Source organism: Halomonas sp. M20, assembly GCF_020622265.1.
Taxonomy (GTDB): Bacteria; Pseudomonadota; Gammaproteobacteria; order Pseudomonadales; family Halomonadaceae; genus Modicisalibacter.
In genome coordinates, this window is sequence record NZ_JACNMQ010000003.1 from 58,918 (window position 1) to 82,714 (window position 23,797).

Below are 23,797 nucleotides of genomic sequence, written 5' to 3' on the forward strand. Positions count from 1 at the left end.
TCATAAATCGCCGAAATAATGTTGCAGCAAACTTAATGCGACGACCGGCGCGGTCTCGGTGCGCAGGATGCGCGGGCCCAATGTCAGCGCCGTGAAGCCTGCCTGCTGAGCGCGGATGACTTCTTCTTCGGAAAGTCCCCCTTCGGGGCCGATCAACAAGGCCGCCTTGCGAACGTCCTCGGCCTCGCGCCAGGAGGATTTTGTCGCGGGATGCAGCACCAGCCGCAGCGGCTCGTCTCGCGCCGCCAACCAATCCTGCAGAGGTCGAGGGGAATGAATTCTTGGCACGGTAGCACGGCCGCACTGCTCGCAGGCGCTGACCGCCACCGCCTGCCAATGGGTGTGCTTCTTCGCCTCGCGCTCGCTTTTCAAGCGCACGTCGCCACGGACGGTATACAGGGGAGTAATGGCGGCCACGCCCAGTTCGACGGCTTTCTGGATGGCGTAGTCCATGCGGTCGCCTTTGGAAACCGCTTGGCCCAGATGCACCGCCAGCGGCGACTCGCTGCGCCCCGGCGAAACGCTATCGACCCGCGCCAGAACGCGTTTGCGGTTTACTTCAACGAGTACGGCCGTCGCCTCAAGGCCACGGCCGTCGAATAGCACAAGCGGTGCGCCTTCCCGCTGACGCAACACCGTTACCACATGTCGCGCTGCGCTCTCGGGCAGAAGTACGTCACTGCCCGGTTCGAGGAGCGCATCGACATAAATCCGGAGATCGCTCATCGGTGTTACTGGGTGCTCTCGCTACCCTCGCTCTGGCGCTGTTTCTTCTGGGCATACATGGCTTCGAAGTTCACCGGCGCCAGCATCAATGGAGGGAAGCTACCCCGGCTGACCAGGTTGTCGATGCACTCCCTAGCGTAAGGGAACAACACGTTGGGGCAGAAGGCGCCCAAGGTGTGATCCAGCTGATCGCCTTGAAGCCCGGTAATGCGGAACAGGCCGCCCTGCTCGATCTCCGCCAGAAAACAGGTATTGCCTGTCTCGCTGTGATTGATCTGAGCAGTCACCTTGACGACGACCTCATAGAGATCTTCCGAGATCTGGGTGCTGTGAGTCCCCAGGTCGACGCTGACCTTGGGCTTGAAGGCTTCCTGGAACACCTGGGGCGAATTCGGTGATTCGAAGGAAATATCCTTGATATAGATACGCTGCAGGGCGAACTGCAGCTGCTGCTGATCCTGGCCCTGTGCGGCCTGGTTGTTCTCTTCCGCCATGTTGAAGCTCCCTTATAGAATCTTGTATGAACTCGTGTGAACGCTCAGAGGGATGATCTACTTCCTGACCACGGGCAGATTATCGGCATGCCACTGGGCCATTCCACCCTTGAGCTTTGATACCCGCTCGAACCCGGCCTTGGTCAACTTGGCCACGGCGATGCCGGATGCCTGCCCCTGCTTACAGACAACGATGATCGGCTTGCCCTTGTGCTTCTCGAGCTCATTCATCCGGTCGTCGAGCTTGCTCTGGGGAATATTTCGTGCACCGGCGATGTGGCCGGCCTTGAAATCGTTGGCATCGCGAATGTCGATGACAGCGGCATCCTCACGGTTGATCAAGGTGGTGGCTTCACTGGCATCGACACCGTGATTGCCCCGCTTGAACTCGTAGCCAAGCCAGGCCGCAAGTACTGCCACAAAGGCACCCACTAGCAGTGGATGATTCTGAATGAATTCGAACAGCTGATCGATCATGGGTCCAGGTAACTCTTATTGAACATAAGTGACGCTTGTTGGAATCGGCCCCTGTTGTCGGGCGGCGCCTAGTATACACAAGCCTTGGCTCTGCGTCCGTCATGCTGTGGCTGTGACGCCTGACGGCCCCTACGGTATGATAGCGCCAGACATTACCTGTCACGAAACGGATGCGCAGCCCAAGAGGCGTGCGGCGAACAACGATTATCCAAAGCGAGGCCAAGCATGTCAGATACTCACACTTCCCGCCCACGTCCGGTGGCACTGATCATTCTCGACGGCTACGGCCATAGCGACAACCCGGAACACAACGCCATTCACGCGGCGAACACCCCGGTGATGGACGACCTGAAAAAACGCTACCCCAGCGGCTTGATATACACCGATGGCAAATACGTCGGCCTGCCTCAGGGGCAGATGGGTAACTCCGAAGTCGGCCACATGAACCTGGGCGCCGGACGTATCGTTTATCAGGATTTCACCCGCATCACCAAGGCCATCGAGGACGACGAGCTGGAGAGCATCGACGCCCTCACGGGCCCAATCGATGCAGCGATAAAGGCCGGTCGAGCGGTGCACCTGTTGGGCCTGCTCTCCCCGGGCGGCGTGCATAGCCATGAAGACCATATTCTCGCCATGGCGGAACTGGCAGCCCGTCGCGGCGCCAAGAAAATTTATGTGCATGCCTTTCTCGATGGCCGCGATACAGCACCGCAAAGCGCTCAAGGCTCTCTTGAACGTACCGATGCCAAGCTCGCCGAGCTGGTCGGCCGTGAGAATGGGTTCATTGCTTCGATCATCGGGCGCTACTTCGCCATGGATCGTGACAACCGCTGGGACCGAGTCGAGCAGGCCTATCGTGTGATTACCCAGGGCGACGGCGAACATAGTGCCGACGACGCTGAATCGGGCCTCGCCGCGGCTTATGAGCGCGGCGAGACCGATGAGTTCGTCGCCGCCACCAGCATTCGCCCAACCGGTGAAGCCATCACCATGGCGGATGGCGATGCCGCCATCTTCATGAACTTCCGCGCCGATCGCGCCCGGGAGCTGACTCGCGCCTTCGTCGAAGATGACTTCGACGGTTTCAATCGCCAGGCACGACCCAAGCTTGCCGGTCGTGGCCTGGTGATGCTGACCCAGTACGCCGCGGATATTCCCGCGGACTGCGCCTTTCCCCCTTCCGGTCTGCACAACACCCTGGGTGAAGTGGTCGCCAATCGCGGCCTGACCCAGCTGCGTATCGCGGAAACCGAGAAGTACGCCCACGTCACTTTCTTCTTTTCCGGTGGCCGCGAAGAGGAGTATTCCGGCGAGACGCGGGAGCTGATTCCGTCACCCCAAGACGTCAAGACCTACGACGAGAAGCCTGAGATGAGCGCGGTGGAAGTCACCGATCGACTTGTCGCGGCCATCGACGCGGGCAGCTTCGATCTGATCGTGTGCAACTACGCCAACGGCGACATGGTGGGCCACACCGGCGACTTCGATGCGGCGGTCAAGGCGGTGGAAGTGCTCGACGAGTGCGTCAGCCGGGTGGTGGAGGCCATCGAGCGCGCGGGCGGCGAATGCCTGATCACTGCGGATCACGGCAATGCCGAACAGATGGTCAATCCGGAGACCGGGGCGCCTCAAACCGCCCACACCACCTTCGAGGTGCCGCTGATCTACGTTACCCAGCGCAAGGCCAGCCTCAAGGAAGGCGGGCGCCTGTGCGATATCGCTCCAACCTTGCTGGCCATGATGGACGAGGCGATTCCCGACGAGATGACCGGCAACGTGCTGGTCGATTACTCCTAAGCTTGGTGATGTCCGGCAGTCGTTACCCCACGCTCGCACTCGTTTGCATGCTGCTGTTTGCCCAGGGCCATTCGCTGGCCCTGGCGCAAACCAGTGAGCGCCAGGCCGAAGCGCGGGTAGACGCCATCAGCCGTGATATCCAGGCGCTGACCAAGCGCTTGAACACCACCCGGGAGGCCCGCAGCGATGCCAGTCGCCAGCTTGAAGAGGTCGAGACGGCGCTGGCGGACACCCACGACCGTCTCGACACGCTACAGGCCGAGCGACGCAAGCTCGATGAGGAGATAGAGATGCTCGAGCAGCGCCGCCGAGCCTTGCAGCGCGAGCGAGAGGAACAGCGCAAGGCCCTGGCAACGCAGATTCAGGCACTCTATCGGCTGGGCCATTCGCCCCAACTCAAGCTGCTGCTCAATCAGGATGAGCCGGCGCGACTCGATCGGCTGCAGACGTATCTCAATCGTCTTTCCCAGGCCCGCAACGAGCGCATCGATGCCCTGGCTCGCCTGGACACGCAACTGGCCGAGAATCGCACCTCCTTGGGCCAGCGACGAGAACGCCTGAACGATCTGATGGGAGAGCTCGAAACCCAGAGCGCGACATTAATCAAGCGCACTCGTGAACGGGAAGCGCTGCTGGCCAAGCTCGATGCCCGCTACAGCGACGAAAAATCGCGCCTGACACAGCTTGATGAGGATCGAACCCAGGCCGAACGCGTGCTCGAGCAGGTGCGCGAAGAACTCAAGCGCCTCGACAAGCCGCCTCCTTCCACGGCCATTGCCGATACCAAGGGCGAGCTGCCCTGGCCGGTGCAGGGAAAAATACTTTCCGCTTTTGGCGACGGCGAAGGGGTCAATCGTAACGGCCTGGTCATTGCCGCCGTCGAAGGCACCGCCATCAAGGCCATCCACCCGGGGCGGGTGGTATTCGCCGACTGGATGCGTGGTTTCGGCAATCTGCTGATCATCGATCATGGCGACGACATCATGTCGCTTTACGCCCATGTCCAACGTTTTGATGTCATGCCGGGCGAACAGGTCGAACGCAACGACACCATCGCGACGGTGGGCAATACCGGCGGGCGCCCGCGAACGGCGCTCTATTTCGAAGTGCGACGCGACGGCAAGCCCATCAATCCGCGCCAGTGGATCGGGCAACGCTGACGACTTGCATTCGCCAAGATGTAGCGTCGCCTTTGCGGTGACGCTATGCTGACCCCTTTGTTCGTTGCGATATGAGAGAAAGAATGCGCCTTCCTCGTCTGATCCGGCTACTTCCCATCTTGTTGATCGGCCTATCGCCGGTCGCCTTCAGCGCCCCTGAACAGCAGGCCGATGATGACCTGCCCGTGGCCGATATCCAGACCTTTGCCGAGGTGTTCGAGCGTATCAAGCGTGCCTATGTGGATGAGGTGGATGACTCGACCCTGCTGCGCAATGCCATGCGCGGCATGCTCGGCGAACTCGATCCCCACTCGACCTATCTATCCAGCAAGGATTTCAAGGCGCTACGCGAATCCACCGAGGGCGAATTCGGCGGGATCGGCATCGAGGTCGGCCTGCAAGACGGCCAGCTCACTGTCATCGCCCCCATCGACGATACGCCGGCAGCCCAGGCCGGATTACAGCCGCGGGACGCCATCCTGCGTATCGATGGCAAGATTACCGATCGGCTATCGCTTGAAGAAGCGGTCACGCTGATGCGCGGCGATCCAGGCTCCGAGATCGATATCACCATCTTGCGTGAAGGCGAGAACTCGCCACGTAACGTTACCCTGACTCGCGAGATCATCCGTAACGAGAGCGTAAAGAGCGAATTGCTCGAACCGGGATACGGTTACCTGCGTATCAGCCAGTTCCAGAATGGTACCGGTCAGCAGGTACTGGACGCCTTGCAGAACCTATCCAAAGAGGCGCCCTTGAAGGGGCTGATCCTCGATATGCGCAATAATCCCGGGGGCGTGCTGGATAGCGCCATCGAGGTGGCGGATGCCTTCCTCGACAGCGGCCTGGTCGTATACACCGAAGGCCGACTGCCGGACAGCGACATGCGCTTCAGTGCCACGCCTACTACCGCAGCTCCGGACGTGCCCATGGTGGTTTTGATCAACGGCGGCAGCGCCTCGGCGGCGGAAATCGTTGCCGGCGCTCTGCAGGATCAGCGCCGGGCCGTGATCATGGGAACCACCAGCTTCGGCAAGGGCTCGGTGCAACAGGTCATGCCCCTGGGCAACGGCGACGGGGTAAAACTGACTACCGCGCTTTACTTCACCCCGGATGGCCGCTCGATCCAGGCCCAAGGCATCGCCCCGGACGTGGAGGTGGTACGTGGTCGCCTGGAAGTAGCAGAAGGCAACGACTTCGGCATCCGCGAATCGGATCTCAGCGGACGCCTGGCCAACCCCAATGGCAGTCAGGAGCCAAGATCACCCAGCGGCGATCCGGTCAAGGATTACCAGCTGGGGGAAGCCCTGAACCTGCTCAAGGCGCTCAACGTACTCGACCGGCGGCCGGCTCAGACTCAATAATGAGTCATCGCCTATTTGGAAGCGCTGAATAAATCGGCGAGCGATTCAAGCACAAGGCGCCCGGAGCGCAAAAACCGGAGCATATGGGGTATATGTGAGGATTTTGATCGGGCTGGCGCACCAGCACCGCATAACGCAATGTTTGAGGTGCGCAGCCATTTATGCAGTGTTTCCTTAACGACAGCTTGCCGGCAGACGCCCCCGCTCACCGATGGCCTGCCGCATTATCACACGCTTGAGCGGCAGCATGCGGTCGACGCCGGACAGCCCGACATTGCGCGCTAGGCGAAGGGCGGGGTGTTCGGCGCCGAACAGCATCCGAAAGCCGTCCATCATCGCCAGCATGGTCGTATTGTCGCCACGCCGCCGGCGTGCATAGCGGGAGAGGATGCGCAGGTCGCCCAGCTCGGCGCCGCGCTGGTGCGCCTCGATCACCTCTTCGGCGAGCACTGCGGCATCCATGAACCCTAGGTTGACGCCCTGCCCCGCCAAAGGGTGAATGCTGTGGGCGGCGTCGCCTATCAAGGCCAATCCCTCTTCCACATAACGGCTGGCATGGCGCTGGGTGAGTGGAACGCTGATCGCGTCGTCGATCACCTCGACCTTGCCTAGACGATGTTCGAAGGCGGTGGCCAGGGCATCGCCTAACGCTTCGCGAGATAGACCGTTCAAGCGTTCGGCTTCTTGCGGGGTCGTCGACCAGACGATGGAGCAGTACCGGGTATCGCCGTCGAGGGTCAGCGGCAGGAACGCCAGTGGGCCGGTCGGGAGAAAGATCTGACGTGCCACGCCGCCGTGAGGGTGCTCGGTGCGTACCGTGGTGACCAATGCCGTCTGCCCGGTATCGTGAGCGCTCACCTCGATACCCGCCAGTTCGCGTAGCTGGGAACGGGCGCCATCCGCGGCGACGACCAAGGGCGCCATAAAATGGCGTCCATCGGCAAGTATTAGCCGGCGCCCGGCGCCCGTCGTCTGCAGCGCATCGACCCGCGCACCGAATACCTGGGTAACGCTGGGGAGCTCTGCCAAGCGTGCCTCGAGTGCCGTTAGCATCACCTCGTTTTCGACGATATGTCCTAGCACCGGCGTACCGGCCTGATCTGCATCGAAAGAGATGGCACCGCTACCCTCCGCCTCCCAAACCTGCATTCCCGTATAAGGTGTCACTCGTTGCAGCGCTGGCCATACCTTGAGTCGTTCCAGCAACCGCTGGCTGACCGGCGTCACGGCACTGACCCGCTGCGCGGGCTGGCCCTTGCCTATAGGCGCCACGTCGAGCGCCTTGGGTCGTGCATCGAGTACGCTGACTGCGAGGCCTGCCTCCCCAAGCAACACTGCCAGGGAGGCGCCTACCAGCCCCCCGCCAACGATCACGATCTCTGCTCGCTCCTGCCCTTCCTGCATTGCGCGCCACTCCTTTCTTGCTTTGCCGAGCCCAAACCCCTTTTAGCCTGGAGCCCAACATACCATGCCGCTGCACCCGGGTAACGTGATGCGATGTCGTCCCAAGGAGTAGGGTCAGCGCTCCAGCCCCATGGCTCGTCGTGCCAGGGTGCGCCGAAGCGGCCCCGTCAGGTTGAGCCCGACCAGCCCTCCTGCCCGTGCATGGGAAAGCACTGGGTTGGTGATGCCGAACAGGCGAATCAACCCATCGCTGAAGCGAATCACATTACGTCGATCCTGGGCGCGACGCGCCTCGAAATCTTGCATGGTGGCCATGTCCCCCGGGCCACGCCCTGCTGCAAGTCCTTTCTCCAGACTGCTGACCAGATCCATGACACCCCTCAAGGCCAGATTGAAACCCTGGCCTGCCACCGGATGCAGCGCGTGGGCCGCATTCCCCAGTACCGCAAGTCCGGGGCGCACCACCTCTTCTGCCGTGACCAGCGACAACGGGTAGGCATGCCGCCGCCCCACACGCCGGAAACGTCCGGCGCGTTCGCCGAAGACCTGCTGCAAGCGTGTCAGAAACTCTGCATCATCAAGCCCCAGGATGGCGTCTTCCGTACCGCTTGCCTGGGTCCAGACCAGCTCCATGCGATCTCTCCCGAGAGGCAATAGTGCCAGCGGGCCGTTGCTGGTGAAGCGCTCGAAGGCAACCCCTCGATGCGGCTTGCTGACTTCAAGATTGGCGATGACGGCCGATTGTTCATAAGGGACCGCGTGACTTGCAATTCCCAGCTGCTCCTTGAGCCCCGAGCGGCCTCCATCCGCCAACAGGGTCAATGCCGCCGTGATTTCGTGCCCATCCGAGAGCACCAGCCGATGGCCATCGGCTTGAGGGGCAATATGTTCGACCTTGGCCGGGCAATGCCAATCGAGTTCGAGTTCGGCCAATCGGGCATGCAGCACTTGTCCCATCCAGGCATTGGGCAATACGTAACCCAGTGCCTCGACCCCGAGTTCCTCGGCGGTGAGTCGGGTGGCCCCTAGACGGCCCTGCTCGCTGACATGAATGAGCGAGATGGGCTGGGCCTGGCGAGCCATTTCCGGCCACACACCCAGGGTTTGAAAATGCCAGCGGGAGCCCTGAGCGATGGCACTGGCGCGCGCATCGAAACTGGGTTGGTAACCATCGAGGTCGGCCTCGGCCAAGGCCGCTGCCTCGATCACTGCGACCCGCAGCCCTCGCTGCTGGATTAGCGGAGCAAGCGCACATCCTAGGCTGGCGCCGACCAGTCCGCCGCCGACAATGGCGATATCCACATTATTTCCATGGGCCATGACAAGCTCCGTGTAATCTATGAATTGTGTTACGTAATTTACGTATCAACCATTATATTAGTTAAAATAACATTAGTTTATACATTAATATACTTACTTATACGCAAGCCTGCGGACCAGCTCTAATGACAACATGCTACTTGTCATTGCCATCGTCTTGCTCCGGTTCACCTTGTTCGACCTGAGGCTGCCCGGGATGCTGTTCGGTATAAAGCAGCATGGCAGCCATACGCGCATGCTCGGACAAAGCGAAAAGGTCGTTCTCGTTGTCGGCACTCTCATCAAGCGCCAGCTCGTCGATGCTCGTCAGTGCTTCCAGGTCTTCAAGCGCTTCACGCAGGTTGGATGACCAGGCATTTCGCGTTTCGCTGCCGATTTCACCCACCACTTCGAGAAAACCAAGGGTCCACTCCTTGAGCCCCCGGGCTCGCTCGGCCAAGGAGAACAGGTCATCGGGAAGCAATGGCTCGTAATTGAGCTCCGGCGCGGAGAGGGCCACCAGGGCCTGACGACGCCAATCCAGCAATACCTGAGCATCATCGCGATCCCGGGGCTGCTCGACGCCCAGCGCAGCACTGACCTCTTCAAGCCACTGCTCCGCTGTCAGATCATGCAGTGATAGCCCGGCACCCAGGCGCCCATCGAGAAAGGCCGGCGATTGCAGGCTACCATGGGCAAGAAATACGTTGGCGATGCTGGAAAAGTCCTGCTGGTCGTTGATGATGGACATGTACGCTCCATGAATATTGATAAAGAGAACGGAACGGCTAGCGTGATCTGAGTTGCGTTGACCGTCTTATGCCGCCTCTCTATAGTGGCTCGAAATTGCTTTCATATTATCCTACAGGGTCGATCTTGGCCCACACCCCTCGGAGCCCGACATGACGGATGCCACACGGCCAACGACCGAGATTACGCTGCTGGGACGCTCCTATATCATCGCTTGCCCTCCGGATCAGGAGGATGAGCTCAATCGTGCGGCACGCTATCTCGATCGTGCCATGCACGGTATTCACTCCCGAGGCAAGGTGCTGGGCGCAGAGAAGATCGCCATCATGGCGGCGCTGAATATCACTCATGAATTGCTGCGTTCAGTGGAAGAGCGCCGCGAAGACGAAGCCAGCCTGAGCCGTCTGAATGCACGCTTGGGCCAGGCGCTCAGCGATGTCGAACAAGGGCGCTAAAGGCCTAATAATCCAAACAACCCTTTGGAGCAGCCCTTGGCTCTGTTAAGATTGAATCGTTCCCTGGGGTGTGCGCCAGTCGTTATAGTCCCTCGAGCCTATGCGCAGTACCCAGGGGGCCAATCGACAGGCCCGTGTGCATGTCCGTGCGACGGAAAGCCTGACGGTCTGTCTGCGGTCACCCACCTTGAACCAGTGGGTTCAAGGGCCAGAACGACAGCGGCACTCTGGGGAACACTTTGTTTACACTACCTGATTGGTAATATCCGCCTTGTCTGATTCAGCGGCCTTACAGCATCAGCGCAAGGCGTTACGCCGTGAACTCCGCCGCCGTCGGCGTTCGCTGTCAAAACGAGAGCAGCGATTAGCCTCCCTGGCGCTATGCAATCAATTGCGGTGCCTGCCTGAAGTTCAACGCGCCCGACGTGTCGCGCTCTACCTGCCAAACGATGCCGAAATAGATGCCACCCCGCTACTGGATTGGCTGCAGCGCCGTGGGGCCAAAACCTATCTACCGGTATTGCGTCCGCTTTCCGACAATCGGTTATGGTTCGTGCATTATCATTCAGACACGCCCATGGTCAGCAATCGCTTCGGTATTCGCGAACCGGATACTCGTCATGGAGCGCATCGTGCACGGCGGCTACCCGCCTGGGCGCTGGATCTGGTATTGCTGCCATTGGTGGGCTTCGATGACGAGGGTAATCGGATGGGCATGGGCGGCGGCTTTTACGACCGAACCTTTGCGTTCGTTCGCCATCGCCATCCCCGCCCGAAGCTAATGGGTGTTAGCCACGATTGTCAGCGTGTCGATCGCCTGCCATTGGCGCCTTGGGATGTTCCGCTGGACGCTATCGTGAGCGATCGGCGCGTCATTCGCCCATGAAGGGCTTTGGCCTATTTGAAGAACGAAAACCGGTAGACAGCAACAGGCTGGCTACCGGTCTTGAAATCGGGTATCTCACGCGCGGATGCGACGTCGATAGATGCTGGGTACTCTAGTCAGTAATCAACCGCCAACGACGGCTTGTGCATAGCCGGTCGCAACAGCACCCAGTACAAAGATAATCATCAACGCCATGATCAAATCAGGTTTACGCTTCATGGCATAAAAACTCCGTAAAATTTCACACTACGGCCTCAACCAGCAGGCTTGACTATAGGTCTACGGAAAAAGAATGACAATAAGCTAGTCGTATTTCTTTTACCGTAGACCCGGAGCAGAAAGCTATTGGCGTGAGCAACCCTTCATTCATGTTTGCGGTTGGGAAGGTGCTTGCTGCCTCTTCGCTTTCTGAACACAGAATACGTCTAAAAATGTGAAACAAACGTCTGAATAAGCGCCTAAAACTCTCCAATTAGCGGTTATAAGCTCTAAAAGCTCAAGCCATGAACAGGCGATAGGCCACATTATCGCTCTCTTTCCAGTAGCGATAGCCGATCTCGTCGAAGTGCTCTTCCACGTGGCCCCGGTCACCGTTGGGAATCTGCATGCCCACCAGTACGCGGCCATAGGCTGCACCGTGGTTACGATAATGGAACAGCGAGATATTCCAGTCCGCCGGTAGATGAGTGAGAAAGTTCATCAAGGCGCCGGGGCGCTCGGGGAACTCGAAGCGATAGACCTGTTCGTCGAAATGCTCGCGAGGCCGACCGCCCCCCAGATGGCGCATATGCAGCTTGGCAAGCTCGTTATCGGTAAGATCCTCTACCGGATAATCCGCCTCCTGCAGCTTACGAATCACTTCCTGGCGATCCTCTCCCCCGGGCTTGACCTGTACTCCGACGAAGATATGCGCCTGCTGCGCGTCGGCGTACCGATAATTGAACTCGGTGACCATGCGCTTGCCAATGATCTTGCAGAAGTGCTTGAAGCTGCCCGGCCGCTCGGGAATGGTCACTGCCAGGATCGCCTCGCGCTGTTCGCCGAGTTCGGTACGCTCGGCGATATGCTGCAAGCGATCAAAATTGGTATTGGCGCCGGAGTTGATGCATAACAGCGTCTCGCCTTCGGCCCCGGCCTGCTGCACATACTTCTTGAGCCCCGCCAGAGACAGAGCACCCGAGGTTTCCGCCACTGCTCGGGTATCTTCGAAGATATCCTTGACCGCGGCGCACATTTCATCGGTATTGACGGTGATCACACCATCGACCAGATCCTTCAGGATGGCAAAAGGTGCCTCGCCGATCTGGGCCACCGCCACGCCTTCCGCAAAGACCCCCACATCCTTGAGGGTCACACGCTTGCCGGCTTCAAGCGCCGCCTTGAGGCAGGCGCTGTCTTCCGCTTCGACGCCAATGACCTTGATCTCCGGGCGCAGATACTTGACGTAGGCCACAACACCGGCGATCAGGCCGCCGCCGCCCACCGGCACGAAGATGGCATCGAGCCGGCCGGTGTGCTGGCGCAGAATCTCCATGCCCACGGTACCCTGACCGGCAATCACATCCGGATCGTCAAAGGGCGGTACGTAGGTATAGCCGTGCTCTGCGATCAGCTCCCGAGCATGAACCAGCGCCTCGCTGAAGGCATCGCCGCGCAGCACGACCCGGGCGCCCCGCGCCCGCACCGCCTGAACCTTGATCTCCGGGGTGATGCGCGGCATCACGATGACCGCTTTCACCCCCATCAGTTTTGCCGCCAGGGCCAACCCCTGGGCATGATTGCCCGCAGACGCCGCGATTACCCCCTTGGCTTTCTGAGCCTCGGATAGCTGCGCCATGCGGTTATAGGCGCCGCGAATCTTGAAGGAGAATACCGGTTGAAGATCCTCGCGCTTGATCAGCACCTGATTGTTGAGCCGCCGAGATAGAAACGGCGCGGGGGTAATGGGTGTCTCCCTTGCCGCTTCATAGACGCGAGCCTGGAGTATCTTCTTGACGGTATCTTCGAGCATCCTGATGTCCTGAAAGTCGAGCAATTCAGCGGCTGAACGCTCTCGAGGAGAGGGCGTTGCCGAAAGAGCGGCGGTTACCGAGCCGATGGGATCGCCTATAATGGCATTTTTACCATTGGCCAACGAGTCTTCTCATGAATCAGGACGCACTCAAGCGTGCGGTGGCCGCTGCGGCCATCGATGAAATTCGCCCTCTGCTTGCCAAGGACACGGTGATTGGCGTGGGCACCGGTTCCACCGCCAATCACTTCATCGATCTACTGGCCAAGCTGCGTCATGATTTTCAGGGGGCGGTGGCCAGCTCTCAAGCAACTGCGGAGCGCTTGAAGGGGCATGGCATCGACGTATTCGAGCTCAACCATGTTGGCAGCGTGCCGGTCTATGTCGATGGCGCTGACGAGATCAACCCGCATCTGGAAATGATCAAGGGCGGCGGTGCCGCCCTGACCCGGGAGAAGATCGCCGCCGCCTGCGCCGAACGCTTCATCTGTATCGCCGACGCCTCGAAGCATGTGCCAATACTCGGTGGTTTTCCCCTACCCATCGAAGTGATCCCCATGGCCCGCTCCTACGTGGCCCGGGAACTGGTCAGGCGTGGCATCACACCGGTCTATCGAGACGGGGTAGTCACGGACAACGGCAATCAGATCCTCGACTGCTATGAGTTTTTGATTGAAGAACCGCAGGCCGTTGAACTCGATCTCAACAATATCGTTGGGGTAGTGACCAATGGCTTGTTCGCTCGGCGTCCGGCGGATGTGCTGCTACTGGGAAGCGAAAGCGGCGTAGAACGCCTGACGCGCCAGGAGTAAGCAATCACTTACTCAGAAGGGAAGCGCTGAATAAATCGGCGAACCGGATGAAGCGGGCGTCACTACGTCGCAAGGCGCACGGAACGCAAAAGGCGAGACATAACGAGGGGTTAGGCGATCTTTGACCGGGCTGGCGCACCAGTACCGCGCAACGCAGCGATACGCCGGTGCAGACATTTTATTCAGTGTTTACCAAGAAGCCGATCCAGGCCCTCCAGGGTACGCTGCAAAGCGCCGACATTAGCCGCAATGGCGGCGCGCCCGGCGGCGCCCTGACGCCGGCGCTCATCCGGGTTTTCCATCAGCGTGATCAGGGCCTCCCCTAACGCCTGCGCACTCGCCACCTCGACCAGCGCACGCGCCTCTCGCAACACCGTGGCGACATCCTCGAAATTGGCAAGCTCGGGACCGCTGAGTACCGGAACCCCCTGAGCAGCTGGCTCCAGCAGATTGTGGCCGCCGATGGGAACGAGACTTCCGCCAACGAAAGCAATATCCGCAGCGCCATAGAGCGTCATCAGCTCCCCCATGGTATCGCCGAGATACACCGTGGTGTCGGTTCGAACTGTCTCGTTCAGGGAGCGTCTAGCCAAGGTCTCACCCCCGCGCTGACATAGGGCAGTAACATTGTCGAAGCGCTGAGGATGGCGAGGCACCAGTATCAACAATGCAGATGGATAGATCTCCCGTAGCCTGGCGTGGGCGACAAGCATCTGTTCGTCCTCGCCTGAGTGGGTCGAGGCGGCGATCCATACCGGACGTACGCTGAACATGGTACGTAAGTGCTCACTATCAGTCGAAGCACTGCTCGAAAGGGAAATATCGAACTTTAGAGAGCCAACGACGGTGGTTTTCGAGGTTGCCATTCCCAGACGCCGAAAGCGTGCTGCATCCTGCTCCGACTTGGCCGCCAGCCAATCGATCTTGCCCAGGGCATCCGCCATCAGGGCTCTGATTCGCAGGTAACCCCGTAGCGCTTTCGAGGAAAGGCGCCCGTTGACCACCGCCACCGGAATCCTCCGTTGATGGCAGGCGTGTAGCAGGTTGGGCCACAGCTCTGTCTCGAAGAAGATGGCTATCTCAGGCTGCAATCGGGAAATGAAACGACGAGCGGCCCCGGGAAAGTCCAGCGGCACGAAGTAATGGCTCACTTCGCCTCTGAATAACGATGTTACTCGCTCCGCTCCGGTGGCGGTCATGGTGGTGACCACCAGTTGATGATCGGGGTAGCGCGCTCGAAAGGATTCAATCAGGGGGCGTGCGGCCTGCACCTCCCCCACGGAGGCGGCATGCAGCCAGAGTCTGGGACGCTCAGTCGACACCTTGATCAACCCAAGCCGTTCACTACGCGGGTTGGTGGGTACCCACTCACGCCACAGGCGCCACCATAGCAGGGGCGAAAGCAGATAAAGCACCAGGCTGTAGAGCCAGCGTGCCCAAGGGTGGCGCTGAGCGGCAGTCGACTCGCGCTTCGCCATTTAGCGCTCGCGGTCGAGGATCGTTTCGATCATCGCCGTGGTCGAAACGCCGTCCTCGAAATCCAGCACCCGCACTTCGCCGCCGTTGGCGATGACCGCTTCACCGCCGGCGATCTCCTCCGGCTGATAATCGCCGCCCTTGACCAGTATGTCCGGCAATAGTGCCTCGATCAGCCGCGCCGGCGTATCCTCGCTGAAGGCAACCACCCAATCCACCGCTCCCAGGCCGCTGAGTACCTGCATGCGACGCTTGAGCGGGTTGATCGGGCGACGCGGCCCCTTGAGCTGGGCAATGGAGGCGTCATCATTGACCGCCACGATCAGTCGATCGCCGAGTCGTCGTGCCTGCTCCAGATAGGCGACGTGGCCGGCATGCAAAATATCGAAACAGCCGTTGGTCATGACCACCCGCTCGCCGCGAATCTGAGCGGCCTTGACCGCCTCGATCAGCGCCGACTCCTCGATCAGGCCGAATTCCGCCAGTTTGTCACTATGCAAGGCGGTATAGAGCTCCGCGACCGAGAGGGTGGCGGTACCCGGTTTGGCCACCACCAGTCCCGCGGCCAGATTGGCCAACGTCATTGCTTCGGGATAGCCGTGTCCCGATGCCAAGGCCAGCCCCAGCACGCCTATCACCGTGTCGCCCGCGCCGGTGACGTCAAAGACTTCCCGGGCATGGGTGGGCAGATGTAGCGGCGACGCATCCTTGCGAATCAGGGTCATGCCCTTTTCGCTGCGAGTGATCAGCACTGCCTCAAGGGCCAGCTCGTGACGCAGGCGCTCGCCCTTCTCGGCCAATTCCGTGTCATTGCGGCAAGGCCCGACCACGGCCTCGAATTCAGCGAAGTTGGGGGTGATGACACTCGCGCCCCGATAGCGCCGAAAATCGCTACCCTTGGGGTCCACCAATACTCGCTTGCCGCTTTCGCGAATCGATGCGATCAGCTCTTCGATGCGGTTGAGAGTGCCCTTGCCATAGTCCGAGAGAATGACCAGATCCGTCTCCGGCAGCGATGTCCCGACTCGCTCGAGCAGCTCTTTCGTGTCGACTCCAGCCACGTCTTCCTCGAAATCGAGACGAATCAGTTGCTGGTTGCGGCTCATGACCCGCAGCTTGGTGATCGTGGGTATTGTAGCGCTGCGCTGGAAGTGAACGCTTACTTCAGCGTCTTCCAATCCCGCGGTGAGCAGATCTGCGTTGTCATCATCCCCCACCAGACCGGCCAGCGCTGCGTGGCCACCCAGAGACGCGATATTGAGCGCCACATTGGCGGCGCCACCAGGGCGGTCTTCCGCCTCCCCTACCCGGACTACCGGCACCGGCGCCTCGGGAGAGATACGCGAGGTGCCGCCATGCCAGTAGCGATCGAGCATGACATCGCCCACCACCAGCACCCGAGCGCGTTCCAGCGCAGTCAGATCAAATTTCATTGTGTGACTCCTCGGCGGCGGCCATCGGGTATGCCGCAAGCAGCGCATCGAGGCGCTCGATGACATCGCTTGCCTGGATCAGCGCCATCGCATCCGGATGGCGGACCCGGTCCCCCCAGTTGATCTCGTCGAGCTGCTTGTGCATATAAGTACGTACCGCCTCGGGGTAGCGATTGACAACGTAACCCTGCCAGCAATAGGGGGCGGCACGCTCCGGATTGGTAGTGGCGTAGAGGCCTACCGTGGGAGTGCCCAGTGCATTGGCCATGTGTACTGGCCCGGAGTCCGGTGCCACCACGGCCCGGGCGCCATCGATCAGCGCCAGCAAGCCTTTGAGCGAGGTCTTGCCCATGGTGTCGATGATCGCCTCGCTTACGGTCAGGGCACGAACGCGCTCGCTCATTTCCCGCTCCTTGGCGCTGCCGCCACCACTGAGCAAGGTCTTGAGCCCATGCTGAGTCCAGAGATGCTCGATGACCGTGGCATAGCCTTGGGCAGACCAGTTGCGGAAATTGCGCAGCCGTGGGTTGGCGCAAGGGCTCATCAAGACATAGGGCGCCTCGCCGCTCAAGCGCAGCGCCTCGGCATAGGCCGTTTCGGGTATGGGTAGATCCCACTCGAGGCGTTCAGTATTGGCCGGTTCCACTCCCAGGGCCCGGGCAAAATCCATGAAGGATTCGAGTACGTGGGCGTTGGGGTGTGGCGCCAGTTGACGATGGGTAAACCAACGCTGCCAATCCTTGGAGCGCGCCTTGTCGTAGCCGATACGCACGTTCGCCTTGAGTCCCAGGGAGAGTACGCTGGCCCGCAGCGCCTGCTGCATGTGCAGCAGCACATCGAAGCGGGTATCGCCGAGCTCGCGCCAGAGTTGTCGCATGCCCTTGAGGCCACTGGCCTTGTCGTACATGACAAGCTCGACCCCGGACAGGCCAGAAAGTAGACTGTGCTCGCCCTTGCCGAGGATCCAGGTTATACGCGCGGACGGCCACTGACGCTGCAACGCGCGCACGGTAGGAACTAGATTGCAGACATCGCCCAACGCGGAGAGCCGCAGCACGCAGATACGCGCGGGGCGGGCGGGCAGAGGATGCTTCATGCGCTTGGCGACACTCCAGTTTGAAAAAGAATTCATCTTATACGATGCCGGCATTCTATGGGACGCAACAGGCACGCCACAAATCGACGCTGCTCGACCCAGGTCGGTTACGCCACTCCCCGCCTGGTTCAGCGCCGACTTCTGGCAGGCGCGGGGGGCGGTGGTCGGCCAAGCCCCAGGGCGCGGCACCAGCCTGTTCGTCGATGCATCGGGCATCGTGAGCGACCAGCAATGGGTGCTACGCGGCTATCGTCGTGGCGGCCTGGCGGCGAAAGTGAGCGCTGCCCGATACCTCTGGCTCGGGCTCGAACGTACCCGTGCCTTTCGCGAATTGCGTCTGACGGCATCGCTGAAAGAGAAAGGCCTGCCTGTTGCCCAGCCGGTCGCTGCCCTGGTGCATCATCTTGGCGCAACCTACGAGGCCGCCCTGATCACACGACGTCTCGAAGGTGCCCTAGCGTTGGCGGAGCTGCTGCCTCAGGCGGATGACGCCTTGCTCGTGCGGGTGGGCAAGACCGTCCGGCGCTTTCATCGAAGCGGCCTCGATCATGTGGACCTGAATGCCCGGAACCTGCTCGTCACCCCGGATGGACAGATCTGGTTGATCGATCTGGATCGCTGCAGTCTACGCCGCCCAGGTCGTTGGCAGCAGGCGAATCTACACCGCCTTGCTCGTTCCCTTAGAAAATTTTCACCCCAGGACACGGCTCGCCATTGGCAGGCGCTACTGCAGGGTTATCATCAACCATGACGAGTAAATCTTCTTTCATGCCCGAATCCAAGTACTCTCCCACCTGGCAGCGTTTACGTGCAAGCCTTGCCTTCGCACTGGTCAATCTGGTGCTGGTCTGGCTCATTGCCCTGCGTTACACGCCGTATCTTGAGGTGCCCGACAATGCACTGGGCATCACCTATCTGATTCTGACCTGGGCGGGGCATTTTGCGCTGCTCACCCTCTTGGCCTGGTTACCTCTTGGCCTGTTGGCGCTTGTACTGCCCCGACGCATACTCTGGCTTCCCGCGGCATTGCTGGCCTCGGCGGGGTTATGGCTATTGCTGCTCGATACCGGGGTCTATGCGCAATATCGCTTTCATATCAACAACTTCATGGTCTCGCTGTTTCTCAACGACAAGAACGGCGACATCTTCAGCTTCACTCTTTCCACCTGGCTCATCGTCGGTGGTATCGCCCTAGCGTTATTGCTTGCAGAAGCCTGGCTGGCGGCACGTCTGTTTGCCTCCCCCCGCGTCCAGCGCCTGCCGTTATGGCGAGGGGTCGCGTTGCTGATGGCGGCAATGGTTGCCAGCCATCTCATTCATATCGTTGCCGATGCACGTTACCGCCAGAGCGTCACCCAGCAGGTGGGAATCTTCCCCTTGCTCTTTCCCGCCACCGCCAAGGACTTCATGGAAGAGCACGGATGGCTCGATCCGCGCGCCGCACGAGCCCAGCAGTTCGATCTTGGCAAACAGACCGCCGATACCCTGAACTGGCCAAAGAACCCTCTCAACTGCTCGCCACGGGAGGATCAGCCGAACCTGCTGTTCATCGTCCTCGACTCCTGGCGCCAAGATGAATACGGCCCCAGGAACACCCCTGCGATGCATGCGGCGCTGGCGGACGAAGGCCGGCGCTACACGGACCATTTCAGCGGTGGCAACGCCACTCGTAACGGCATCATGAGCCTATTCTACGGGCTGACCGGCAACTATTACCGGCTGCTGCAGGATACCCAGACACCGCCGCTGCTGATCACGCAGCTTCAGAAGCAAGGTTATGAGATGGGTATCTTCAGTGCCGCCAGCCTGAACAGCGTCGGATTCGATCGCTCGGTATTCGCCTCGATCCCCGAGCTGCGCCCGGCGGCCCCGGGGGAAACACCGGTCGCCCGGGATCGCAACATGACCCAGGCGTGGCTCGATTGGCAGGCAGAGCGCGAAAATGACAAGACACCCTGGTTCAGCCTGTTGTTCTATGACGCGCCCCACGGTTATGCCGTACCGGAAGACATGGAACGTCCTTTCGAGCCCTCCGCCGAGTCGATGGATTATCTGAAACTTGGCCCTGAGACAGACCCTGAGCCGATTCGAAATCTGCATCGCAATGCCGTCTATTTCGATGATCAGCTGATTGCCGGGGTCATCGAAAAACTCAAGAAAAACGGCGAATGGGACAACACCGTGCTCGTCGTGACAAGCGATCATGGGCAGTCCTTCAATGACTTCGGGCAGAACTACTGGGGGCATAACAGCATCTTCGCTCCGCCCCAGACCAAGGTACCGATGATTCTTCACGGCCCAGGCATCCCTGCCGGCGAGCACAGCGGTACCACGAGCCACCTGGACCTGGCGCCGACGCTGATGCGCCAGGTACTGGGTTGCACTAATCCCGTAAGCGATTACAGCCATGGTGATGACCTGCTCGATCCATCGCTGGATCATGACTGGGTGGCTGCCAGCAGCTATCTCGATCTTGCTATCATTGAAGAGGATCGCATCACGGTTATCGATGGCGCCGGGGGCTGGGAAGTAGTGGATCACCAGCTGAGGCCTGAGGAGAAAGCGATCTCGCCGGTCGTCTTTCAGGCCATACAGGCGCTCAAGCGATTTTATTCGCAGTGAATCGAACAGGAGGCTCATGGCTACCATCACCGGCGTCGTCATTACCTTGAATGAGGCGGCCAACATCGAGGCCTGCCTGGCTTCCTTGGCCAAGGTCTGTGACGAGTTGATCGTCGTCGATTCCGGTTCGACGGACGCTACCTGCCGGCTAGCGGAACAGGCAGGCGCCCGGGTGATCGCACAACCCTACCTGGGTGACGGGCCGCAAAAGAACGTTGGACCGGCCCAGGCCCGCAACCGCTGGGTACTGTCCCTGGATGCGGATGAGCGGCTGACCTATGAGGCCATCGAGACAATCAACCGGCTCGACCTGGTTAGTAGCGAAAAAGAAGCATTCGCATTGAGGCGGCGTAACCACCTCGGCTCGCGCTGGATCAAGACCTGTGGCTGGTATCCGGACTACTGTGTGCGACTGTTCGATCGAGAGCGCACGGCGTTTTCCGATAGCCGACAGCACGCCTCGATTTCCACGGTCAACATGACCCAACTGGATGCGGATATCGAACACTACTCCTTCGCCAATCTGGGGGAGCTTTTCACCAAGGCCAGCGGGCGTTTTTCCAGTCGCGCCGCCAAGATCATGTACCTCAAGGGCAAGAAGGCCAACGCGCTGTCGCCTTTTGTGCATGGGGCCAACGCTTTTGTGCGCAAGTATGTCTTTCAGCATGGCTTCACTTCGGGCCTCGATGGGATGTCCGTGGCACTTTCCGCCGCCGTGAATGCCTATCTGAAATACGCCAAGCTGCTGGAACTGCAGCGTGATTCTCAGGTACGCGAGGCGGAGGATTTCAATCGGATATGGTAGCGAGCAAATCATCGACGCTGCACATTCGCCACGTCAACCTGGCCCGGGGCTTTCGCGGGGGCGAGCGTCAGACCGAGCTATTGATACGAGCGCTGGCCGACCAGGGTATTCAGCAAAGCCTGGTATGCCGCAGTGACTCCCCGCTACGCGGAGAACTTGCGGATCTCGATATAGCCTTGATTGCCGCCAATCACCAGCTGGCAGGCCATTTCTCGGGCAAGCGCGCGGACCTGGTGCACGCCCACGAGGCCAAGGCAGTGCATTGGGCCTATCTGCAGCGATGCCTGCGGGGCACGCCTTATCTGCTTACCCGGCGGGTGCCTCAGCCAATCAAGGACAAGCACTTCAATCGCATGACCTATCGTGGAGCTTCTTGCCTGGTTGCCATCTCATCGGTGATCGAGCGCCATCTACGTGAGCAAGACTGGGGGCCGGTCACGCGTATACCCAGCGCCCTGGCGCTTCTTCCCAGTGACCCGGAGCGGGTCGAGGCACTGCGCAGACGGTTTGAAGGTCGGCGAATCCTGGGCCACATCGGCGCCCTGGTGGATCGTCACAAGGGCCAGCGCCTGCTGATCGACGCCGCCCGACGGCTACAGGCAAGTCATCCCGATGTACTCTTCCTTTGCCTGGGCCGAGGTGAGGACGAAGCAGTGCTGAGGCGCGAGAGCGCCGATCTCGACAATCTGATATGGGAAGGTTTTCACGAGAATGTCGGCGACTACCTGCAGGTAATGAATCTGTTCGCCTTCCCTTCCCGTAATGAGGGACTGGGATCGATTCTGCTGGACGTCATGGAGTATGGCGTTCCCATCGTCGCCGCGAACGTGGACGGCATTCCCGATATCGTGATTCATGAACAAAGTGGCTTGCTAGTACCTGCAGAGGATGGCAAGGCACTGGCTGAGGCGATCGCTCGTCTGCTCGACAACCCGAGCCTTGGCAAGCAGCTTGCCCGGGATGCACGGAGCCGTCTGAATGGTTTCACCCCTGAGGCCATGGCAAATGCCTATCTAGTCCTTTATCGGCGTATTCATCAGGATAATATCTGACCTCCCTAGCTCCAGAAGAGATGACAGACAATCTCTGATCAGGCTTGTTAAGCTTCGCATATCTGCGAAAGGATCCAACGGCAATGCCGACTCGTACTTCTCTTGTTCGCTGGCTGGCGCTCGGCTTTCTCGGACTATGTCTGGGCTACGCCATTACCACCGTGCTGGCCCTCACTCATTTTCTATCCCTGGCAGTTCTGGCTGCCTGGCTGATACTGGCCTGGGGGTTTCGCTGGGGCGTACCACCGCAAGCGCGGCCGCCGGTCAAGGTCTGGCCCTGGTGCCTGCTACCCCTGGCGCTGTGGTGGCTGGCGATCTATGTGACCGATAGCTACGGCCGGGTGGATATCGGCGCCATCCTGTTCCATTTCCAGGCCGGTGTTGCCGAGCATGGCGGCACCGGTCGTATTCTGATTGCCATCCTGCACACCCTGGCGGGCATTCTGATGTTGATTGCCTTTACCTGGCTGGTACGAGTCGACCATCGCTGGCGGCTACTCGAACGCATCCTGATGCTGTTTCTGCTGGCGTTCAATCCTTTACTCTTTGGCTTCTCCCGCCAGGGTGTAGCTATCGTGGCAGAGGACGGCGCCTGGCTCGACAGACGCTATATTCCTCCCGCCATCGAGGCATCGCCCACCTCGCCGCCCAATCTGATCATTCTTTATCTGGAGAGCATCGAAGGCACTTATGCGGACAAGTCGTACTTCGGTGACATTTATACCGACCTTGACGCACTGGGTGAGCGCGGCCTGGTCTTCAAGGGGGTGCGTCAAAGCGAGAATACCGGCTGGACCATGGCGGGCATGATCGCGAGTCAATGCGGAACACCGCTGATGCCCGCTGGGCTGATCCACGACGACCAGTTCGAACCACTCAAGCATGTGTTGCCCGGAGTGAACTGTCTGGGGGATCTGCTCTCGGCCCAGGGTTATCGCCAGCTCTACATGGCCGGCGCAAGCCTTGAATTCGCGGGCAAGGGACTATTCTACAAGGGACATGGCTTCGATCAGGTACTTGGGCGCCATCAACTCGAGCCGCGTCTGAATGACCCTGCCTATCTCAATAGCTGGGGGCTGAACGATGACTCCTTGCTCGACATGGCCGTGGAAGAAGTGAGCGACCTGGCCCAAAAGCCCGGCCCTTTCACCTTCGTCACCCTGACCCTTTCAGGCCATCCGCCTTACGGTTATCCCACCAGAAGCTGCCTTGAGCGCCAGGGGGAGTTCGACGGCGTGGATATTCTTTATTCCGTGGAGTGCAGTGCTTGGTTGGCACGCCGATTCATCGAGCAACTGGAGTCACGCGGGCTGCTCGAGAACACTCTGGTCGTGGTGGCAAGCGACCATCTCTCCATGAAGAATTCCGCCTGGCTACAGCTGATCGCGGGACCGCGGGAGAATACACTGATCATGTTCGGCAATGGCCTGCCGCAAAAGGTGATTCATCGCGAGGCGACCACCATGGATATTCTGCCGACTCTACTCGAGGCCATGGGCTTCACCATTCCTTCTCATCGGGCGGGGCTCGGAGCGTCGCTACTCTCCCCGGCTCAGACGCTGGTGGAGCGGCACGGTCTGGAGACGCTCGATACCCGTATGCTGGAAGAGCGCGAGCTGCAACTCAGGCTGTGGCAGGAAATCCAGGACAAGCCTGCCGCCAAGGACTGAACAGG

Annotated in this window: 21 protein-coding genes and 1 other RNA gene; 12 read left to right on the top strand and 10 right to left on the bottom strand. The window is 60.1% G+C overall.

All coding sequences use genetic code 11. The annotated features are described in order from the left end of the window. The 3 genes from H7850_RS09175 to H7850_RS09185 are packed head-to-tail and all read right to left on the bottom strand — an operon-like array spanning position 1 to position 1,697. Positions 1–726 carry a 16S rRNA (uracil(1498)-N(3))-methyltransferase gene (locus tag H7850_RS09175; RefSeq protein WP_227369237.1) on the bottom strand — a complete coding sequence of 242 codons (726 nt, stop codon included), beginning with the start codon at positions 724–726 and terminating at the stop codon, positions 1–3. Positions 727–731: 5 nt separating this feature from the next. Further along, on the bottom strand, positions 732–1,220 hold the full coding sequence (gene secB / locus H7850_RS09180; protein ID WP_227369238.1) for a protein-export chaperone SecB: 489 nt from the start codon (positions 1,218–1,220) through the stop codon (positions 732–734). 57 nt (positions 1,221–1,277) lie between these two features. Beyond that, positions 1,278–1,697 carry a rhodanese-like domain-containing protein gene (locus H7850_RS09185; protein WP_227369239.1) on the bottom strand — a complete coding sequence of 140 codons (420 nt, stop codon included), beginning with the start codon at positions 1,695–1,697 and terminating at the stop codon, positions 1,278–1,280. A gap of 225 nt (positions 1,698–1,922) precedes the next feature. Between H7850_RS09185 and gpmI the strand changes: the two genes are divergently transcribed. From gpmI to H7850_RS09200, 3 genes are all read left to right on the top strand, one after another. After that, the gene (gene gpmI / locus H7850_RS09190) at positions 1,923–3,497 is read left to right on the top strand and encodes a 2,3-bisphosphoglycerate-independent phosphoglycerate mutase (protein WP_227369240.1); all 1,575 of its coding nucleotides are present in this window, start codon (positions 1,923–1,925) and stop codon (positions 3,495–3,497) included. A gap of 47 nt (positions 3,498–3,544) precedes the next feature. Beyond that, on the top strand, positions 3,545–4,657 hold the full coding sequence (locus H7850_RS09195; protein WP_227369241.1) for a murein hydrolase activator EnvC family protein: 1,113 nt from the start codon (positions 3,545–3,547) through the stop codon (positions 4,655–4,657). 83 nt (positions 4,658–4,740) lie between these two features. Then, a complete protein-coding gene (locus tag H7850_RS09200) occupies positions 4,741–6,021 on the top strand; it encodes a S41 family peptidase (protein ID WP_227369242.1) in 1,281 nt (426 codons plus the stop codon). A gap of 174 nt (positions 6,022–6,195) precedes the next feature. Here H7850_RS09200 and H7850_RS09205 read toward each other — a convergent pair whose 3' ends face one another. The 3 genes from H7850_RS09205 to H7850_RS09215 all read right to left on the bottom strand — a co-directional run bounded on the left by H7850_RS09205 (position 6,196) and on the right by H7850_RS09215 (position 9,475). Next, on the bottom strand, positions 6,196–7,425 hold the full coding sequence (locus H7850_RS09205; protein ID WP_227369243.1) for a UbiH/UbiF/VisC/COQ6 family ubiquinone biosynthesis hydroxylase: 1,230 nt from the start codon (positions 7,423–7,425) through the stop codon (positions 6,196–6,198). Between the two features lie 114 nt (positions 7,426–7,539). Continuing rightward, positions 7,540–8,745 (bottom strand): 2-octaprenyl-6-methoxyphenyl hydroxylase, encoded by a 1,206-nt coding sequence (gene ubiH, locus H7850_RS09210; protein WP_227369244.1) that lies wholly within the window; start codon positions 8,743–8,745, stop codon positions 7,540–7,542. Between the two features lie 136 nt (positions 8,746–8,881). Then, a complete protein-coding gene (locus tag H7850_RS09215) occupies positions 8,882–9,475 on the bottom strand; it encodes a UPF0149 family protein (RefSeq protein WP_227369245.1) in 594 nt (197 codons plus the stop codon). 151 nt (positions 9,476–9,626) lie between these two features. Here H7850_RS09215 and H7850_RS09220 point away from each other — a divergent pair, with 151 nt between their 5' ends. The 3 genes from H7850_RS09220 (at position 9,627) to H7850_RS09230 (ending at position 10,815) form a co-directional block, all read left to right on the top strand. Continuing rightward, positions 9,627–9,929: a cell division protein ZapA gene (locus H7850_RS09220; RefSeq protein WP_227369246.1), complete on the top strand. Its 303-nt coding sequence runs from the start codon at positions 9,627–9,629 to the stop codon at positions 9,927–9,929. A gap of 57 nt (positions 9,930–9,986) precedes the next feature. Next, a non-coding RNA gene (ssrS, locus tag H7850_RS09225) (6S RNA) lies at positions 9,987–10,167 on the top strand. A gap of 24 nt (positions 10,168–10,191) precedes the next feature. Further along, positions 10,192–10,815 (top strand): 5-formyltetrahydrofolate cyclo-ligase, encoded by a 624-nt coding sequence (locus H7850_RS09230; RefSeq protein ID WP_413614154.1) that lies wholly within the window; start codon positions 10,192–10,194, stop codon positions 10,813–10,815. Between the two features lie 496 nt (positions 10,816–11,311). Here H7850_RS09230 and ilvA read toward each other — a convergent pair whose 3' ends face one another. After that, complete coding sequence (gene ilvA, locus H7850_RS09235; protein ID WP_227369637.1) at positions 11,312–12,826, bottom strand: threonine ammonia-lyase, biosynthetic; 1,515 nt, start codon at positions 12,824–12,826, stop codon at positions 11,312–11,314. Positions 12,827–12,960: 134 nt separating this feature from the next. On the opposite strand from ilvA, the gene rpiA reads away from it, so the two are divergent. Further along, positions 12,961–13,638: a ribose-5-phosphate isomerase RpiA gene (gene rpiA, locus H7850_RS09240; protein WP_227369248.1), complete on the top strand. Its 678-nt coding sequence runs from the start codon at positions 12,961–12,963 to the stop codon at positions 13,636–13,638. Between the two features lie 182 nt (positions 13,639–13,820). Here the strand turns inward: rpiA and waaA are convergent, their stop codons facing one another. The 3 genes from waaA to H7850_RS09255 are packed head-to-tail and all read right to left on the bottom strand — an operon-like array spanning position 13,821 to position 17,643. After that, complete coding sequence (waaA, locus tag H7850_RS09245) at positions 13,821–15,116, bottom strand: lipid IV(A) 3-deoxy-D-manno-octulosonic acid transferase (RefSeq protein ID WP_227369249.1); 1,296 nt, start codon at positions 15,114–15,116, stop codon at positions 13,821–13,823. Further along, entirely contained in the window at positions 15,117–16,547 is a 1,431-nt protein-coding gene (gene hldE / locus H7850_RS09250; RefSeq protein WP_227369250.1) for a bifunctional D-glycero-beta-D-manno-heptose-7-phosphate kinase/D-glycero-beta-D-manno-heptose 1-phosphate adenylyltransferase HldE, read from the bottom strand. Next, the gene (locus tag H7850_RS09255; protein WP_227369251.1) at positions 16,537–17,643 is read right to left on the bottom strand and encodes a glycosyltransferase family 9 protein; all 1,107 of its coding nucleotides are present in this window, start codon (positions 17,641–17,643) and stop codon (positions 16,537–16,539) included. The genes hldE and H7850_RS09255 overlap by 11 nt, the downstream gene beginning before the upstream one ends. Here H7850_RS09255 and H7850_RS09260 point away from each other — a divergent pair. From H7850_RS09260 to H7850_RS09280, 5 genes are all read left to right on the top strand, one after another. Further along, positions 17,642–18,394 (top strand): 3-deoxy-D-manno-octulosonic acid kinase, encoded by a 753-nt coding sequence (locus H7850_RS09260; protein ID WP_227369252.1) that lies wholly within the window; start codon positions 17,642–17,644, stop codon positions 18,392–18,394. The genes H7850_RS09255 and H7850_RS09260 overlap by 2 nt on opposite strands. A 17-nt stretch (positions 18,395–18,411) precedes the next feature. Continuing rightward, positions 18,412–20,265 (top strand): DUF3413 domain-containing protein, encoded by a 1,854-nt coding sequence (locus H7850_RS09265; RefSeq protein ID WP_227369253.1) that lies wholly within the window; start codon positions 18,412–18,414, stop codon positions 20,263–20,265. Positions 20,266–20,281: 16 nt separating this feature from the next. Beyond that, positions 20,282–21,070 (top strand): glycosyltransferase family 2 protein, encoded by a 789-nt coding sequence (locus H7850_RS09270; RefSeq protein WP_227369254.1) that lies wholly within the window; start codon positions 20,282–20,284, stop codon positions 21,068–21,070. Continuing rightward, positions 21,064–22,122 carry a glycosyltransferase family 4 protein gene (locus tag H7850_RS09275; RefSeq protein ID WP_227369255.1) on the top strand — a complete coding sequence of 353 codons (1,059 nt, stop codon included), beginning with the start codon at positions 21,064–21,066 and terminating at the stop codon, positions 22,120–22,122. Before H7850_RS09270 ends, H7850_RS09275 begins: the two co-directional genes overlap by 7 nt. Before the next feature lie 83 nt (positions 22,123–22,205). Next, complete coding sequence (locus H7850_RS09280; RefSeq protein WP_227369256.1) at positions 22,206–23,792, top strand: sulfatase-like hydrolase/transferase; 1,587 nt, start codon at positions 22,206–22,208, stop codon at positions 23,790–23,792. Positions 23,793–23,797 lie beyond the last annotated feature (5 nt).